Source organism: Pseudoalteromonas aliena SW19 (assembly GCF_014905615.1).
GTDB lineage: Bacteria > Pseudomonadota > Gammaproteobacteria > Enterobacterales > Alteromonadaceae > Pseudoalteromonas > Pseudoalteromonas aliena.
Genome location: NZ_AQGU01000029.1, coordinates 188,740 through 205,858 on the forward strand (window position 1 = coordinate 188,740; position 17,119 = coordinate 205,858).

The following is a 17,119-nucleotide window of genomic DNA, read 5'->3' on the forward strand; positions in this document are numbered from 1 at the left end:
CAGTACTAAAACTAGCTCACTATAAAAATTTTGCTAATTATCTATAAAATATTATTTTTAAATTAGGGCATGTTGATCTTTGTGGATTGAAATTTGTTCAATCTAGGGGCGGTTGAATCGCGGTGCGAGGTTTGTAACCTAGTGGGCTCGGTAACTGCTCGCTTACTTATCACTGTATTGTCTGATGTCGCGAGTAACTATTGCTCTTTAGCTAAGTTTTGATACATTTTTGTACCTTCCGTAAATCTGCTTTTTCCTTTTCTTCCTTTATTTTTTCCATGATATACATGTAAAAATGCATCGCATGCTGTTGGGCTGGACTGAGTTAATCGTGCTTGACCTAACGCCTTTGGTATATCTGTAGCATCAGCCCTAAGTTCTTTCAATGTATGCCATTGTCATTGCATGGCGTGACCCTCTTAATCGACCTATCATATGCCAACCAAGTTCGCGTACTTTACTATACCAAGGCGTAAGAAAGTCGCCGTCTGTTACAATATAGACACTAGGGCGTGTTGACCTTTGTGGATTAAAATTTGTTCAATCTAGGGGGGATTTAATCGCGGCGCGAGGTTTGTAACCTAGTGGGCTAAGTAAAAACCGAGCAACAAAGAGTAAATTGCCCCTAGAAAGAACCCAAAGGGCAGCGCATGTTTGGCATTTATGCTGCGTTATCGCCTATTTATGTGGAATAACCACACGACATAGGCTCTGCCTTGCTTAAATATCAAATAGTCTGCTGCAAAATTAATCACGAAAGTTCAACAGCCCCTAGTGCTCGCTGTTTAAATAATCAATAACATCTTCTTGTAGATCAATATACTCATCATCATTCATATGCAAAATATCGAGAGCTTTCACCTCTATTGTATTCCATTCAGCTAAATGGGTCCCCCGCTTAACCAAGTTTACTAAATTCTCTGACATCTTAAGAATTGCAAAGCTAATTTGCATATCACTGTCTGTAACATCGTCTAAAAGACTCAAGTCATGATGATTAAGTATTAATTTACACATCTCTTTTGGTAAGTGCCAACTGTTTGCGAAATAATACCCAACAATCGCATGGTTTGTATTGTATAAACGCTCTTCAATCTCTGTGATACTTTCTTTACTAGATTGGTTAGATAAATGAAGTGCTTTTAAGTAGCTGTCGTATTTAACTGCCATTGGCGGCACACCACAATCATGAAAAAGCCCTAAGGTATACAAAGATTCAATGGCTATTTGCTTCTTAAATCGCTGACCAATCATCATATTCACGTTAGCTATTTCTGTTGAAGAGTCCCAAAATCGGTCTAAACTGATACAACTATTTTTTGCAGCGAACATATCCTTTAATTTAAGCCCTTGTACTAGCGCGTTAACACCATCCCAACCAAGAAACATAACGGCTTGCTTAATATCTGACACCGTGCGAGATAGACCATAGGCAGGGGAATTTATGATTTTTAGTATCGCTGATGAAATCGCCAAGTCTTTAACAACAACATCTGCTGCATTAGCAATAGAGGCATCCTCTAGTGCCGCTAAATTTTGTAAATCACTGAGTATTTGCGGTTTTGGTGGGATAATAAAATTTCTGTTTATATCTGTTAATATTTGTTCATTAATTTTTATCATGTATATCAAATCCCATAGCCGATTATTAAATAATACCAAAGAACAAATAGAGTATTAATGTTAGAAGGTGATTGAGCCTATGGCAAATCGACTTTAAATATCTGCAATCAAATTGCAGAGTATGGTGAGTACTAAGTGACGTGGTAAAACATATACCACTGCACATACAGGGAATTAAGCAGACAGCCATTTTTATTAAACAAACTTGAAAAGAATTAGCATGACACCCATTCTAATTCTTTTGGGGTTAAGATAAGGTGAACGTACAATGGCAACTGTATTGCCTTGTTCATAATAGTGAAAAACTGCAAGCACTATGCACTGATTAAGGGTAGGACTTTATCACTTAGAATAAACGACTAAAACATCAGTGAACCCTCCCAAAATGCCACTCAAAACAACACTAAACTCTTTTTACCTTCTGCTAAAAAATACGGTACCCGATTGAAGCAAAATAAAAATTCAGCTATGGTTTATTTTTCAAAAAAGACAAATAAAAAGCGAGTTATGCTACAGGCTTGTTATATTTTTATGTTGGAGTATCTAAATGGCTCAAGGCAAGAATAAGAAATTACTAATCAAAAAGACTCGTAAAGGTAATAAAGGTTACCCTATAGCAACGATCGCTTTTTATGGTCCAAACCGTGATCTTGCATCAAAAGCAGTATGCGCAATTATAATGCATGAAGGTGCAGCTGCAGAACCAATGAAAAAGTGGTTTGCTTCAACAGACTTGAGAAAATCAGAACTGGTTATGAGTGAAATACTGAATTTCATTGATGCAAATGAAGCTAAATCCGTTAGCATGATCCAAGAAGTAATTGGTTGCCCCCATGAAGAAGGAATTGATTATCCTGTAGGTTGCTATTGTCCTGAGTGTAATTATTGGAAAGGCCGAGACCGATTTAGCGCAGAGATGGTGCATTAATTAAAGTTAGTAAGTTAGGATGACACCCATTCTAACTATTACAGAAATCGCTAACTATAACAGTGGTATCTAGTTAAAAATTACAGTTTCACTCATTCCAATTACACATACGCCCCCTCCCTTGAGGTCAAAAGGAGTTAGTTTATAAACGTCGAAATTGATACCTTATTCTATTATCACATTTCACTGTAATGGTGCGTCACAATCTTGCTGAAAAGAAAATGTGCTGAAATATATTCGAGCTATCGCGCCATTTATATTTGGCGTTATGCCTAATGAAGGTTAAAAGTAAAATAACGAGCCACTGATTTTAATACAAAAAAGAGTGCTAGCTGGCACTTATATATTGAGTGTGGGGATCAAATCTACATTACGTATATAAAAAATATAAACCTTAACTATGGTTAATAGGCATAAGTGCGTTTTTGAGATTGGGATTAGAATTAAAGGCAATAAAAAAGAGCTTAAATCAGCTTTTTATTGCCTTGCAGTTAGTCGTGCTTAAAACACTGAACGAAATGAAGAACGACCTGAAGAGCGACGAGCATTACGGCGGTTGCGCATGCGGCTGTGTAGTTCACGACGTTTTGCGTCTAGCCATTCATCACGCGTAATGGTTACGTTACCATTGCGGCCTTCTTCACGACTACGGTAGGCACAAAACTCTTCAAACGCTTCTACGTCGTCGCTAAATTCACCAGCGACCAGTTCAATCATAATTGCGTCATCTAAAAAGCCCAGTACGGGTATGTGATCAGGCACTAAATCTTCAGGATCACTGAAGTAAGCAAGCGCACTTAATATTTCTACACGTTCATCTTCTGGAATTTGCCATTCAGCATCTTCAATCATTGCGACAAACGTTTCTAATTTTTGAATACGAAGGCGTACAAACTCAGGTACATTGTCTTTAATGTTTAAGCTGATTTTTTTTGCATTATTAATTATTACCTGCTCACTGAGTAATTTTGCACCTTGCTGTGCTTTACGCATTACATCACGAAAGTGTTCTAAATCGGTATCTGATAATTCAAACTTAACTTCAAACGCCATTATAATTCTCCTGTATTGGTTATATGGTCACAGCAAATGATCACTATGACAGACAACATTATCAATAGCTTATTGTCAATGTTGAATTTAGCAGATACTTGAGCTAGCAGCACGCTTAATAGTTGGTTTTGTATAAAATATTTGTAATGTACATGTTACATCGTGCTATTGTTTTGTGCATTGCTCCATTAATAGTTTAAATAGTCGTAGTGAAATTATGTCTCAAGAAAGTCAGGTAGTGAATGTAAATGACTCGCTTTCTTCACACGAAGAAGTATCCGTTATTAACGAGAATGCAGCGGTTAAAGCGGCTCCTAAAAAGCATTGTGATAATTGCCACCAATCAGTTGAGGGAGGTTTTTGCTCTAATTGCGGGCAGTCACTCGACTCCACGCTAAAATATTTTTGGGTGGTTATTTTACATCTGCTCGATGATATTTTTAGCTTTGATTCTCGTGCGAGTCGTACTTTATGGCCATTAATATTTCGCCCTGGGTTTTTAACGAATGAATATTTTGCTGGCAGGCGTGTGCATTACGTGCCGCCACTACGGCTGTATTTGTTCATCAGTATTGTGTTTTTTTTAACCCTAAAACTAACCGTTTCGGGAGAAGACAAACAAACCATTGAAATTAATAATAACAAAGCCGCTATTAGCCAAGTGACTGAGTATATTAAAACGCTTAATGAAAAAAAATTACAAGCTCAGCCAACGCCTGATGATAAAACAATGGCGAGTATTGATGCTGATTTGGCGAGATTTAATCGCTATTTGAGCGATTTAAAACTTGATATTTCTGTTGCTGAAAATGCCAAACTGGTGAGTACGACCCGACAGCTAGCTACCATAGAGCTGGAGCGCGTTAAGTTAGGTACAAATGACAAAAGCAATGATATTACTATTTCAAACAATGCTGATGGTAGTTTATCATTTGATTTTTTATCAGATGAAAGTAATAAAAAGCTCGATGATTTTGCAAAAAAATTAGCAGAAAAAGCAAAAAAAACCTTTACCACAGACACAAACCGTTTGATCAATGAAGTATTAGGCAAACTCCCGCAATTAATGTTTGTACTTTTACCTCTATTTGCCTTGTTATTGAAGGTGGTTTTCATCTTTTCAAAGCGCCTTTATATGGAACATTTAACCGTAGCACTGCATAGCCATAGCTTTATTTTTATCAGCTTTTTATCAATCGATATTTTGGATGTAACACATGACCATGTTATAGCGCTGGGAGGTGGGGTTGCTACTGCTGCGGCCAGTATTTTAGGATTCATTGGCTTTGCCTTACTGATATGGGTACCTATTTACTTGTTTATTATGCAAAAACGTATTTATAAACAAGGATATTTATCAGCGTTTTTTACTTATGGCTTTGTCGGTATTATTTACTTTATATTAATGGCATTAACGACGTTTGTAGCAGTCGTTTGGGGTCTAACAGAAATTTAGCCTTTTTATCAATAGGTCACAAAAATACATCCGATAGCGCTGTGCAAATAACGTGACCTTAAATTTATATATTTAAATAACTACCTTTAGCTAAACATTTTACCTAAAGGTTTTAGCTAATCGACCGATATATTGTTTAATAGGGCTTAGCGATTAAGGATAATCATGGTTAATAATATACTTGGCAGTCATGCTAACTTAAGTACCTTGCTTGCCCAATCCGTCAATAATGCAAATCAAACAACACCACCTACTAGCTTACAAGCCACTGCCAATTTAGAAGCAAATGCCCAAAAAATCACCGATGAGCTGCTTGGGCAGTTTAGCGATGAAAAAGTAGGGCAAGTTCTTAATCAGCAACTAACCTCGTTATTGACTATTTCAAGCACACCTAGCATTTTAAATTATAAACTCTCCGATGAAGAACTCGCCTTACGCACAGTCATAAGCTCTCAGCAAGAAGGCTTATTGAATAACGAAAATAGCACTAAGTTAATTGAACGCTTAAATACATCGGTAAAAAATATTCAAGGTGCGTATGCCAGTACAAGCGCTATTTTGTCGAATTTAGGACAACTTGGGCATAAGCAACAGACGTTTTTAGCTTCGAGTCAACAACGTGTTGAGCGCTCGCTTAATCCTTTTATGGAAGACTTGAACCGCAAAAATTACGAAAATAGTGACAATTACCTATTTGAATTATCGGTAAAAACAAAAGAAGGTGATGTTATCAATATCACTTTTAACTCTGCGCAAGGTTACGATGAAAACACCGGTGAAGCGACCGATGACTTTAGCTTAAGTTACGAAGTGAATGGGGATTTATCCAAGGCTGAACATCAGGCATTAACTCAGGTACTTTCGGGTGTAGGTGAAATGGCGGATGAGTTTTTTAAGACTAAACAAAGCTCGCACAGTAGTTACGTGCCTTTAAATCAAACTGATATAAGCCTCGATTTTTTAACCGGTTTTAATCATCAACAGTTATCTGGTTTTGATGTGTCTTTTTCAACAACTGACGGGGAAACTATTCTACCCTCAGAAAATAATCTCAATTTGAGCTATAACATTGACGCAGCATCCAATCAGCAAGCGCTTGTATACAAATCAGAAAGTGGGCAAAACGAAGTCGATTTTACGTTAGATATGTCTACCTTTGGAGGGCAAGACATAAACCAAATGCAGCAATATATCACCACTTTAGATAAAAGTTTAGAAGACAGCCGGCGCAATAGCTTTGATGAGACCAACGACTCAGCATTTGGTCACAAGGGCGATGAAAAAATGAAGCAAGGTTTTGCTTTATTTAAAGATGCGTTTACTAGCATGTCTTCTGCGGCTGAGCGTTATAGCCGTATTGAGTCGGTTGCGTCGCAGCAATTTACTAATGGTCGCGAGTTAGTTTCGGATTTGGTCGATAACATGATCACAAACGATCCGCGTTATCAAGGACTTGGCAGTAGCGAAAAAAATACATTGGGTGCAGGTATTTCTAAGTTAGCCGATTTTGATGCAGCGTTTTCTTTTGCTATGGATCGTGGAGATTATCAGCCAAAAAGTAGTATTGAGTTAAGCCAAGCAACAGAGCAAGAAAAATTAGGAAAATTTAGCGGTGTAACTCAAAGTAAAAATGCCAGTACGCGTTTTGATTATCAAGATAGTCACCCAAATACTTACGATAAAAAAGAAAGCTATAACATTGGCACTGCGGTTAAAAATAATGAATTAGTAGGGCTTGATCAGTCTTACAAAGCGGATGTGGATAAAAAAACGTATCAATTCAATCCCGAGAAATCTCAATATGAGATAAAAATGGCGCTAAAAGAGCAAACTATTAGCGAAAGTAGCATTCGCTTTATCAACGATATATGGCTTGAAAAAAACCAAGATAGCTACAGCATGGATAAAAAAGAGCGCATTAATAGCAATAGTACACAAGACGAATTTAAAAGAACGAGTAGCCATTCTCATAGCAAGCTAGTAACACTAATTGGTGATTTAGATAAGCTGGCAGAAGATAAAAATGTAAGGCGTGAATATTTAACTAATTTATCACAAGTGAACTTCTTCATGGATAAAGAAAATTAACTACCGCTCTATTCACTCACTGCGCAATATTGGTTATAGTCGTCACATTACTCCTTTTAAAAAAGTAACCTTATGTTTAAACAATTAATTTTGTTATTCGCTTTGGGAATGCCACTGATAGCCGGCGCTGATACGGCCCCGTTTTCTGGCGGTATTACAGCGGATACACTGCTGAGTGAACACAATAAATTTAGCGAACAATACAAGACGTTTACGCCAACGGCGCAAGATATAGCGCTAATGCAAAAATTAGCAGGTAAAGAGCTTATTGTATTGTTCGGCACGTGGTGCCACGACAGTCAGCGCGAAGTACCAAGACTAATTAAGTTACTTGAAGAGTCTAAAGTAAAACTTGCAAGCATTGAATACGTGGCTGTTGGTTACAACAAGCAAGACGATTCAGGCATTGCACAGGCGAACGACTTACAATACACCGCTACTTTTATTGTTAAGCAAAATGGCAAAGAGTTACTGCGTGTAATTGAAAAGCCAACGGGTACATTGGCGCAAGATTTAACGCAGGGTTTGTAGATTCTACTTGGTTATATTTGTCTTACGGTTTTGACTGATGGGTTTATATTTAAACTAAGGGGTGTTATGGATAGACTCTTAATGCTTTAATATGTGAAGTCAAGATTTGGCTTTTTCCATGACGGACGTGGCCTCGTGGATAAAAGTGACTAAAATATAGCAGGTGTTGCTGGAAATTTACTCATTGGTGTCGTAGTGAGCTATCTCACATATCTCATGGCATGATATGTAGCGTATTGGTAATATTTAAAGTAAACTAAAATTATAAAAAATTATTTTGGGGGCGTTATGAAAGCTTTGTTAGGTAGTTTAGCTAAGAAAATCAAAGGCGATCCTTTAGGAAGCGAGCAGTTGAGGGCTTTCATTTCTAGTAGTTCAAAAGATAGTGAAGTAATTACTTTGTCAAATGGCAAAAAGTATCGTGTTTCTACTTCTCCTAAAGAAAAAGCCGTTGCATGAATATAGCTTTTCCTGCTTTTTTTATTTTAGTACTAATAATTCCAGGTTTTATATTCCAAAATTCTTATGAAAAAGTAGAAAATACTAGCATAGAAAAAAAGCCATTTGATGTATCTTCATCTTTGGCTTTTTTTTATGCCTTAATTTTACATATTTTCCTAATCTATATTTTAGTACCTTTATTGGGCAACGAAATTAACTATGAGATTTGTCTAAAATTATTAACTAGTTCTAAATCCGTGTCGGAATCTGATTTAGAGATTGTAAGTGCTAGTATCCCTAAAATTATCTTATATTTTTCTAGTTCATTTTTACTTGCATATATTTTGGGGAAGATATTTCAAAAGCTAATTTTTCACTTTAATCCATATAAATCTTCCAGATATGCCTTCGATACTCCATGGTATTATGAGCTTACTGGAAAATTATCTGAAACTCAGGATGCAGAGTTAATCAAGTTATCTTGTTTAGTGGAGTCTAAAAATGTTTCCTTCTTGTATTATGGTGTCCTTGAAGACTTTTATCTTGATTCTAGTGGACAGCTAGATCGTGTTGTTTTATCAGATGCCATGAGAAGACCTATAGAGTCAGACAAACCTTCATCTACAGCTCCCCCAAATACGCGTTTTTACGAGATTAAAGGAGATAGGCTTATTCTCAAGTATGAAGACATTAAAAATATAAATATTGAATATCTTTATATTATTGAAGAGGAATAGGCAACTAACAAGACCTGGAGTAGCGCTGATCCTTATTGGAGCAAACATACGACTTACCAATCGCGTATATACTTACTCATATAAACATTATTCACTAAATAGGCTTTTTTCGAATGCTTGCGCTGCATGCGAAGACGGTCTGTCTTTATAGTGTAATTGATATAATGGCCGTGATAGCTCGATGTTATTTTGTGGCTTTAGACGTGTTAATTTACCTAATTGCACTAAATCTTCTGTGACTACATTTGGCAATAAAGCGACCCCCATACTTTGAGCGACGGCCCTTGCTATGGCTTCGTTGCTGCCCAATTGCATACTTTGCTCTGCTTGTACGCCATGTTGTGCTAATAACTTTACCGACATTTCTAAAGTGCCAGAGCCTGGTTCACGTAATAACCAAAACTGCTTATTTAACCATGCTTTTACATTTTTAGCGGGCTTTAAGTTACTCGGTATAACCACACTCATTAAATCGTTTTGCCAGTGCCTACTTATTATATGCGGCTCGGTAGGTGTGCCTTCAACCAGTGCTAAATCTATAGTGCATTCAAGTAAGGCATGTTCAATTTGTGCGGTATTGGCAACTTGTACTTCTACTTTTATATGTGGATGTTGCGCGCAAAATTTAGCTAAATAAGGGGGCAGCCAATAGCTTGCAATGGTGGTGCTGCTGCCTATAACGAGTGTGCCTCGCTTAAGCCCTGTACGCGATTTTATATCTTCGATGGCTGCTTTTTCGATAGCAAAAATACTACGAGCATGTTCAAAAAGCGCTTGCCCAGCTTCACTTAAAGTGAGTTTTTTACCCTTGGATGCACGTTCAATCAGTTGTATGTTTAGCTGATACTCAAGCTCTTTTAAAGCCTTTGATACCGCCGGTTGACTTATAAACAGTGCTTCAGCTGCGGCCGAAAAGCTACCTAGTTTAGCAACCGTATGAAACACCCGAAGTGCATGTAGGTTCATTGTGCCTCTCAAGTTACATAACCTTAAGTTATCAAATTATGATTTTAATGTATTAGAGTTATATTTTGCGCTTTATTATAATGAAGTCAATTAATTACGATGACTTTATGAAGGGAAGATTATGCTTAGTAAAATTAAAAAGATAGCACAGCATTTTTGTGTTAATACTAAGCAATACAACGACTCGCGTTGGTGGTTAGGAATGCTGCTTGTTATTGTTTTAGCAGGGGTTGCTGTTGCCCTTAGCAAATTGCAGGTAATGCAAAGCGCTCAGTTTAGTTCTTTAACGCTTGGTATTGTACTTGGCATTATTGCTGGAAACAGTGTTTTTTCGCGCATTGCAACTCATACCGATGTGGGTGTTAATTATGCTAAAAGTACTTTACTCAAAGCGGGTATTATTTTATTTGGTTTTAGAATTACCTTTGCACAGGTAGCTGGCGTTGGCTGGAGTGGGTTGCTAACCGATATTGTTATGCTCAGTGGTACGTTTATATTCGCAATACAGCTAGGCAAACGAGTATTTAAGCTTGATGAGCAAACAACCATATTAATTGGCGCAGGTAGCTCTATTTGTGGCGCTGCCGCTGTAATGGCAACCGAGCCGGTAATAAAAGCGCAGGCGCATAAAGTATCAGTAGCTGTGGCAACGGTGGTGGTGTTTGGCACACTGAGTATGTTCGCGTATCCGTTATTGTTTGAATATATGGGCATGACGGAGCACGCGTATGGTATTTTTATCGGTTCAACGATTCATGAAGTAGCGCAAGTCGTGGCGGCGGGCAGTGCTGTAAGCGAAAATGCTACCGATACGGCGGTGATCGAAAAAATGTTAAGAGTGATGATGCTAGCCCCATTTTTGTTGTGTTTATCGTATTGGCAAAATAAAAAAAATTTAAAAGTAGGTAGCATTGCAAACAGCGAGGGGAATAAATCAGGCATCACTATTCCTTGGTTTGCGGTATTATTTATTGCGACAAGTGGTGTCCACTCACTTTCTATACTTCCTCAAGCCACTACAAGTGCGATTGTTTGGCTTGATAATATATTACTCACGATTGCGATGGTGGCTTTGGGTTTACGCACACATATTGGGGCTATTCGCCAAGCGGGGATTAAGCCACTGTTACTGGCGCTGTGTTTATTTTTATTTTTAACGTTAGGTGGTTACGCTATTAATATAGGCATTGCTGAGCTGTTTTAAATTTTGGATGAATAACCAGAATTCTGGTTAAGAGATTTAAAAACGCTATAAATAATAACGATATTTAAGTTTGTTTCTCTCTAGCTCAAAACAGCTGCTTGAGATAGATTTATTATCCAGAACTCAGGTTAACTAGATTAGCGGCTTAAATTGGCCAATCAACTTCGTTTACGTTATCAAGCTGTGTGCTTGTATGTTTATTGCCTTGCCACTTGTTAGTGTAAACAGCATGCGGATCAAACTGCAATGTTTGCTTTTGTATATTAAAGTGCCTGCCACCGCGCGGATCTACACCCACGCCCGCTATATATTGCCAGTTGCCCCAATTAGCAGCTACGTCGTAATCAATAAGTTGCTGTTCAAAATAGGCCGCGCCATAGCGCCAATCAAGGCTAAGTTCGTTAACTAAGCAACTTGCTGCAACTTGCCTAGCTCGGTTTGATATATACCCGGTGGCATTAAGTTCATTCATAATAGCGTTCACCAAGGGGTAGGGGGTTGCGCCATTGCACCACGCAGCAAAGCGATTTGGCATAAACGTTGTAAGGGGTTTAGTGTGTTTTTGGCCTTTAAAGCTAAATAGGCTGTTACCTACATTAAGTGCATGCCATTTAAAATACTCACGCCATAACAGCTCAAATTTAATCCAGTAAGTAGACTCGTTTGCTATGTGGTTTTGCTCGTACTGTTCAACTGCATTATAAACTTGTCGTGCACTTATGCAGCCAAAGGCAAGCCATGCACTAAATTTAGTGGTGTTATTAAAGCCATCAAGCTCGTTTCGAGTTGTTTTATAGGTACTTGGCAGTAAACCTGAAAAGTAGTGCTCCAAATGTGTTTGCGCACTATTAAGGCCTCCGTGCATTAAATGCTCAAGATTATTGTGCGATTCAATTGGCTTTGCAGCACATAAAGTAATGGGTTTTGGTAATAACGTTTTAGGCAACGCTGAAAGCGTGATGGGAATATTTACCGCCTCTACCTTTTTTCTAAATGGGGTAAAGTTTTTAGGCAGCTCGTTTAAATCAAAAGGGAGGTCGCTTTGTTTAAATAAAGTGTCTTGTTGAGTCGTTTTAAATATCAGATGCGGGCAATGTGCTTTTAGTCGCGCGAGTTGGCGTTGCTCATATATTCCAACGTGCTCTGCGCATACAACCTCGTCAATATGTTGATCCGCAATTATTTGCTTTAACACTGTAACAGGCTCGCCCTCAAGTACATGCAGAGTTTGTCCGCGTTCAATAAGCGCTTGTTGCAGCTCAAATAAGCTTTGCATTAAAAACTGTTGTTTGTGCACGCCATATGGTTTTTGTTGGTAGTTATTATTTCTAAACCAGTGCGGATTTATTACAAATACAATATCGAGTGCGCATTGCTGCAAAGCAAGTTCGCTAAAAATAGGGTTGTCGTCTATGCGTAAATCATTTTGTAGCCAATATAAAATACGTTTGCTCATGTTTGCGGATCTTCCTAATAATTATTACAGATCGTTACGTATTTTAAACAAACAGCGATTACATTTTAGTAAACTTATATGCTGCATAAAAAAGGCTCTAGTGATGCATCACTGCATACATTGATATTAGGTTTTAAAAATAAATGAACTTTAGAATTTCGTAATTTTCATTGCTGGCACTGCTTTATCGTAACTTTCACTGAGATTAGCACGATTAAAGCGCAGCTCTAAACCTAGCCCCAGTTGCTTTGGGTGGGCGCGAACAAAAGCTTGTTTAAAATGGGTTTGAGCATATGGATGATTAGCAAAAGCAATTTTTACATCGCCTGTAGTAAGCTCTCCATATTCGCTGAGGGTAAGGGTGTCAAAACCAAACGCCTAATAATAAAAGCCTAAGGTTTCTTCAACGTTATCAATATAGATAACCTGATTAATTCAATTGATGACTCTTTTTTTATTGATACTTTAAACAAAGCACATATAAGTTTTTAGCGAAAAAATACCCAGTTTAAAGTGTCAATTAACAAATTATTTTGTACATAAAACAAGCATTGACTACAATGCAAAAGTAATGATAGTGTAAGTTGTACCCATAAAATTAACATTTTTTGGTGACAAAAGGTGGTGGTTAATTGCTCAATTATTAATTTAAGTCATTTTGATTAAAATATGCAATATAGCCAAATATGGATTAAATAATAATTCACATCAATACATTGAATTATAACTCACCGCTTGTTTTATAAATGTAAAGTTTATTAGACTATTAAATATAAATTAAGGATATTTTATGTTAAGAAAGCATTATTTACTTAGTACTCTAGCGCTTATGATATCAGCACCAACTTTCGCAGACAATTCTTCGCTCGAAGAGAATATAAATAATAATCAAGCTAAATTTGCTACTACAGCTGTATTTAGCTCTGCCATGATAGCTGGCTGGATTTTGGATGGCGCTAAAAGTGCGGTTAAAGGTGAAGCTAAATCTTTCATTACAAGTTTATTGTTTGGAAATGGCAACACTGGTCCACAAATAGTTCGTATTCATCAAGATGATCTAGACAAAATAGAAAGTATTGTTTCCGGAATTGTTTTAACAAGCGATGTTGAAGATGCCAAAAGTCAATTTGAGTCTTTCGGAGACACGATTGAGTACTATCGTAACTCAGCTCAGGGTGGTAATTTAGATACATCAATTCTCCCTGTTTTGTTGGACTACACCACGTCGCTTAAAAACCATCGTGCTTATAAGGAAAGCTATAATCCAAAGTCCTATGCTTTAACTTCTAGTTATGCGCTTATTGCTTCTATGTCAATCGCAGTTCTTACTGAAAGAAAACTACAAGGCTACATTTCTTACGGTTATGTACAGTCACAAGCAAGATCTTTAGCGTCGAGATTAAGTAGTTTAGGTGCCCAAACGGATAACTATACAGCTAACCTAGGACGGATATATCATTTTGGAAATGGTTGTTATGGTATGCGAACTAATAAAAATTATGTTGATGACTCTGTACCAAGTTATTCTGAATTAAAATATAACGATAGTTCGTTTTCTGATGATAGTGTACCAATGGCGCCTAAAGGTTGTTTGATCAGGGCATCGTTTCCTGGAATGGATACAAAGCAATTCGATACAGCAGTTTATGGTTGGGCTGAAGCAGAAGAACTAGCCTATGAATATATAAATGAAGCAAGAGATAAATATAGAACTACAATTAAAGGTGAAAACTTTAACCAGATTTTATCTACATTAAATAATTTCTAGAAATAAATATTTTAATGTATCGTTGTAAAATTTACCTTTCATTCCCACATAAAGGCAATGAAAGGTATAATTTTAATAAATAATTCGTGATATGTTAGCGATCAACCAAGATAACTAATAAACCTATTATTTATTTCTATTTTCTTTAGCAAACGCACGTATTTTACGTTTTTGCGACAGTGTTACTTTATTAACACGACCAGCAAATGGGTTTTCACCTTCTCTAAATTCAATTTTGATAGGTGTACCCATAATTTTAAGCGCTTTACGGTAATAGTTCATCAGGTAGCGTTTATAACTATCTGGTAGGTCTTTAACTTGGTTACCGTGAATAACAATACGTGGTGGGTTATAACCACCGGCATGGGCATATTTAAGCTTAACACGACGACCACGAACAAGTGGCGGCTGGTGATCAGCTTGAGCCATGTCCATAATTCGGCGTAGCATGGCTGTACTTATACGTTTAGTTGCAGACTCGTAAGCTTCATCAACCGATTCGAATAAGTGACCAACACCTGTACCGTGTAATGCAGATATAAAGTGCAGGCGTGCAAAGTCAATAAAGCCTAAACGGCGATCGAGCTCTGATTTAATACGATCTTTAACGTAATCGTCTAACCCATCCCATTTGTTCACGGCAATAACCAATGAACGACCTGAGTTAAGAGCAAAGCCTAATAAGCTCAAGTCTTGATCAGAAATACCATCACGCGCATCAACAATCAATAACACCACATTACAATCTTCGATTGCTTGAAGTGTTTTAATAACGGAGAACTTTTCTACCACGTCACTTACTTTTTTACGTTTACGCACACCAGCGGTGTCGATTAACACGTACTCTTTTTCATTTCGAGTCATCGGAATGTAGATAGAATCGCGTGTTGTACCTGGCATATCGTATACAATTACACGATCTTCACCAAGTATACGGTTTGTAAGCGTTGACTTACCAACGTTAGGACGACCAATTATCGCAAGCTTTACAGGTTTATCTGCAAACGCTTGATGATCGGTGTCATCCCCTTCACCTTCTTCGTAAAGATCAATAAGTTCTTCGTCGTTGTCGGCTACGTCTTCATCTTGCGCTGCTAATTCAGCAATAAGCGGCTGAAGAGTTTGCTCAAGTAATAACGTAATACCACGGCCATGTGATGCCGCAATATGGTGGATCTCACCTAATGATAATTGGTAAAACTCAGCACAGCTTGAATCAGCATCAATACCATCGGTTTTGTTAGCAACAACAAAGCATTTCTTATCTTGCTTGCGCAAATGATTAGCAATGGCTTGATCGGCAACGGTCATACCAACACGGGCGTCGACTAAAAACAGCACAATGTCGGCTTCTTCAATGGCTAGCAGAGATTGATCTGCCATTTCGATTTCGATGCCTTCTTCTGAGCCATCAATACCGCCCGTATCTACCACGATAAATTCATAGCCATCGTAACTAGCTTGGCCATATTTTCTATCTCGTGTTAAACCTGGAAAATCGGCTACGAGTGCGTCACGAGTACGTGTTAAACGGTTAAATAATGTGGACTTGCCCACATTGGGTCGCCCAACTAGAGCGATCACGGGAAGCATAAACTACCTCTTTAAAAAACAACAAAAGGCTTCGCAGTGCGAAGCCTTACAAAAAATAATTAACTATTAGCAGGTTATACTAATAGTAGTAAGTTAGTTTGGTATTTTAACCGCACTAACTTCACCATCACGGGTGTATAAAATCAGTTTATCGTCGGCAACAACCGGCTCAATAAAAAAGCCTGAGCTGTCAAAGTCTTCACGAGATACTAGCTCGCCAGTGTCTTTATTTAACCAATGTAGGTTACCTTCTTGGTCGCCTATGGCTAAATTACTACCTGCAACAGTAGGACCAGTTAAGTACCAACCACGTAGAGCAGGTTGGCTCCAACGTTCAATACCTGAATTTTTATCTAATGAATAAATAACGCCATTGCTATCTACTACATAAAGACTTTGTGCATCCATCGAAATTTCGCGATAGCTGCTGTATTCGCGTTTCCACACAACATTACCAGAGCGAATATCAATAGCTGCCAGATTACCGTTATAGGCAATAGCGTATGCGTACGGGCCACTAATAAGTGGCTGAGTGTCTACATCAACAAGGCGTTCAAATTCTGATGCGCCTTTTGCTACCGCGATTTCTGCGCTCCATGCTGAGTAACCAGTGTCTGAAATCAAAACATTGAGTTTGCCTGTTTCCAGGCCTAATAATACACCACCATTTGCAACGGTTGGTGAGCTTTGTCCACGTAATGTTAGTGGTGGAACTTCTTGTTCAAAGCTCCAGCGTTCTTCGCCCGTATCTGGGTGAAGCGCGAGTAATTTACCTGAGGCTAAATTAACAAATATGAGACCGTCGCCAGCTGCCGGTTTAGACAGTGATTCACCAGGTACATTTTTACGCCAAACTTCTTCGCCTGTTTCACGATCTAGCGCAATTACAAAGCCATGCTCAGAGCCAATGTATATTTTACCATAAGCTTGTAAGATACCGCCTGATAATTTTGCAGTGCCGTTATTAGCCCATGGCCAAAATGAAGTATTCTGACGTATATCAGTTTCCCATTTTGTATCGCCGTTTGTAAGTGAAAGCGCTTCAATTTGGCCTTCACGGCTAGCAACATATACATTATCTTTATATATGGCTGGTGTTAAGCGAGAAAAATAGTGCTCTACACCATCGCCTATCGACTCTTGCCATATAACATCAGTTTCAAACTGATTTACAATTTCAGGAAGGACGAGTTCTTCTTCGTCATCACTCGATGAGCATCCCATTAATGTTGCCATACATAAAGCAAGGGCTGCTGTTGTTAATTTTTTCATGCC

Annotated in this window: 15 protein-coding genes; 8 read left to right on the forward strand and 7 right to left on the reverse strand. The window is 38.0% G+C overall.

Annotation, left to right across the window (positions count from 1 at the left end):
• Nucleotides 1-197 precede the first annotated feature (197 nt).
• The gene (locus PALI_RS17265) at nt 198-386 is read right to left on the reverse strand and encodes a hypothetical protein (protein ID WP_138586961.1); all 189 of its coding nucleotides are present in this window, start codon (nt 384-386) and stop codon (nt 198-200) included.
• A gap of 385 nt (nt 387-771) precedes the next feature.
• The gene (locus PALI_RS17270; RefSeq protein WP_138586208.1) at nt 772-1,623 is read right to left on the reverse strand and encodes an HDOD domain-containing protein; all 852 of its coding nucleotides are present in this window, start codon (nt 1,621-1,623) and stop codon (nt 772-774) included.
• Nucleotides 1,624-2,170: 547 nt separating this feature from the next.
• Between PALI_RS17270 and PALI_RS17275 the strand changes: the two genes are divergently transcribed.
• Nucleotides 2,171-2,551 (forward strand): hypothetical protein, encoded by a 381-nt coding sequence (locus PALI_RS17275; protein ID WP_193156845.1) that lies wholly within the window; start codon nt 2,171-2,173, stop codon nt 2,549-2,551.
• Between the two features lie 501 nt (nt 2,552-3,052).
• Here PALI_RS17275 and PALI_RS17280 read toward each other — a convergent pair.
• The gene (locus PALI_RS17280) at nt 3,053-3,604 is read right to left on the reverse strand and encodes a YkvA family protein (protein WP_193156846.1); all 552 of its coding nucleotides are present in this window, start codon (nt 3,602-3,604) and stop codon (nt 3,053-3,055) included.
• 217 nt (nt 3,605-3,821) lie between these two features.
• Here PALI_RS17280 and PALI_RS17285 point away from each other — a divergent pair, with 217 nt between their 5' ends.
• The 5 genes from PALI_RS17285 (at nt 3,822) to PALI_RS17305 (ending at nt 8,857) form a co-directional block, all read left to right on the forward strand.
• Nucleotides 3,822-5,060 (forward strand): DUF3667 domain-containing protein, encoded by a 1,239-nt coding sequence (locus PALI_RS17285; protein WP_193156847.1) that lies wholly within the window; start codon nt 3,822-3,824, stop codon nt 5,058-5,060.
• 165 nt (nt 5,061-5,225) lie between these two features.
• Nucleotides 5,226-7,148: a hypothetical protein gene (locus PALI_RS17290; protein WP_193156848.1), complete on the forward strand. Its 1,923-nt coding sequence runs from the start codon at nt 5,226-5,228 to the stop codon at nt 7,146-7,148.
• 72 nt (nt 7,149-7,220) lie between these two features.
• Nucleotides 7,221-7,679 (forward strand): TlpA family protein disulfide reductase, encoded by a 459-nt coding sequence (locus PALI_RS17295; protein ID WP_193156849.1) that lies wholly within the window; start codon nt 7,221-7,223, stop codon nt 7,677-7,679.
• Between the two features lie 288 nt (nt 7,680-7,967).
• Entirely contained in the window at nt 7,968-8,138 is a 171-nt protein-coding gene (locus PALI_RS17300) for a hypothetical protein (protein WP_007377426.1), read from the forward strand.
• Nucleotides 8,135-8,857, forward strand: coding sequence for a hypothetical protein (locus tag PALI_RS17305; protein WP_193156850.1), 723 nt, complete (start codon nt 8,135-8,137; stop codon nt 8,855-8,857). Before PALI_RS17300 ends, PALI_RS17305 begins: the two co-directional genes overlap by 4 nt.
• A gap of 87 nt (nt 8,858-8,944) precedes the next feature.
• On the opposite strand, the gene PALI_RS17310 is transcribed toward PALI_RS17305, so the two are convergent.
• Nucleotides 8,945-9,823, reverse strand: coding sequence for a LysR family transcriptional regulator (locus tag PALI_RS17310; RefSeq protein WP_193156851.1), 879 nt, complete (start codon nt 9,821-9,823; stop codon nt 8,945-8,947).
• Nucleotides 9,824-9,944: 121 nt separating this feature from the next.
• Between PALI_RS17310 and PALI_RS17315 the strand changes: the two genes are divergently transcribed.
• Nucleotides 9,945-11,027, forward strand: a complete 1,083-nt coding sequence (locus tag PALI_RS17315) for a YeiH family protein (RefSeq protein ID WP_193156852.1) — start codon at nt 9,945-9,947, stop codon at nt 11,025-11,027.
• A 145-nt stretch (nt 11,028-11,172) separates the two neighbouring features.
• On the opposite strand, the gene PALI_RS17320 is transcribed toward PALI_RS17315, so the two are convergent.
• Nucleotides 11,173-12,483 (reverse strand): DASH family cryptochrome, encoded by a 1,311-nt coding sequence (locus PALI_RS17320; protein ID WP_193156853.1) that lies wholly within the window; start codon nt 12,481-12,483, stop codon nt 11,173-11,175.
• 790 nt (nt 12,484-13,273) lie between these two features.
• On the opposite strand from PALI_RS17320, the gene PALI_RS17325 reads away from it, so the two are divergent.
• Nucleotides 13,274-14,251, forward strand: coding sequence for a hypothetical protein (locus PALI_RS17325; RefSeq protein WP_193156854.1), 978 nt, complete (start codon nt 13,274-13,276; stop codon nt 14,249-14,251).
• 126 nt (nt 14,252-14,377) lie between these two features.
• Here PALI_RS17325 and der read toward each other — a convergent pair whose 3' ends face one another.
• Both der and bamB read right to left on the reverse strand, forming a co-directional pair.
• Nucleotides 14,378-15,844 carry a ribosome biogenesis GTPase Der gene (gene der / locus PALI_RS17330; protein WP_077535506.1) on the reverse strand — a complete coding sequence of 489 codons (1,467 nt, stop codon included), beginning with the start codon at nt 15,842-15,844 and terminating at the stop codon, nt 14,378-14,380.
• A gap of 93 nt (nt 15,845-15,937) precedes the next feature.
• Nucleotides 15,938-17,116, reverse strand: a complete 1,179-nt coding sequence (gene bamB, locus PALI_RS17335) for an outer membrane protein assembly factor BamB (RefSeq protein ID WP_193156855.1) — start codon at nt 17,114-17,116, stop codon at nt 15,938-15,940.
• Nucleotides 17,117-17,119 lie beyond the last annotated feature (3 nt).

Excerpts from the sequence above, each read along its gene's own strand:
- PALI_RS17270 (WP_138586208.1), bottom strand. The coding sequence starts at position 1,623 with ATGATAAAAATTAATGAACAAATATTAACAGATATAAACAGAAATTTT.
- PALI_RS17315 (WP_193156852.1), top strand. The coding sequence starts at position 9,945 with ATGCTTAGTAAAATTAAAAAGATAGCACAGCATTTTTGTGTTAATACT.
- der (WP_077535506.1), bottom strand. The coding sequence starts at position 15,844 with ATGCTTCCCGTGATCGCTCTAGTTGGGCGACCCAATGTGGGCAAGTCC.
- PALI_RS17300 (WP_007377426.1), top strand. The coding sequence starts at position 7,968 with ATGAAAGCTTTGTTAGGTAGTTTAGCTAAGAAAATCAAAGGCGATCCT.
- PALI_RS17325 (WP_193156854.1), top strand. The coding sequence starts at position 13,274 with ATGTTAAGAAAGCATTATTTACTTAGTACTCTAGCGCTTATGATATCA.
- PALI_RS17295 (WP_193156849.1), top strand. The coding sequence starts at position 7,221 with ATGTTTAAACAATTAATTTTGTTATTCGCTTTGGGAATGCCACTGATA.
- PALI_RS17310 (WP_193156851.1), bottom strand. The coding sequence starts at position 9,823 with ATGAACCTACATGCACTTCGGGTGTTTCATACGGTTGCTAAACTAGGT.
- PALI_RS17285 (WP_193156847.1), top strand. The coding sequence starts at position 3,822 with ATGTCTCAAGAAAGTCAGGTAGTGAATGTAAATGACTCGCTTTCTTCA.
- bamB (WP_193156855.1), bottom strand. The coding sequence starts at position 17,116 with ATGAAAAAATTAACAACAGCAGCCCTTGCTTTATGTATGGCAACATTA.
- PALI_RS17305 (WP_193156850.1), top strand. The coding sequence starts at position 8,135 with ATGAATATAGCTTTTCCTGCTTTTTTTATTTTAGTACTAATAATTCCA.
- PALI_RS17320 (WP_193156853.1), bottom strand. The coding sequence starts at position 12,483 with ATGAGCAAACGTATTTTATATTGGCTACAAAATGATTTACGCATAGAC.
- PALI_RS17280 (WP_193156846.1), bottom strand. The coding sequence starts at position 3,604 with ATGGCGTTTGAAGTTAAGTTTGAATTATCAGATACCGATTTAGAACAC.
- PALI_RS17290 (WP_193156848.1), top strand. The coding sequence starts at position 5,226 with ATGGTTAATAATATACTTGGCAGTCATGCTAACTTAAGTACCTTGCTT.
- PALI_RS17275 (WP_193156845.1), top strand. The coding sequence starts at position 2,171 with ATGGCTCAAGGCAAGAATAAGAAATTACTAATCAAAAAGACTCGTAAA.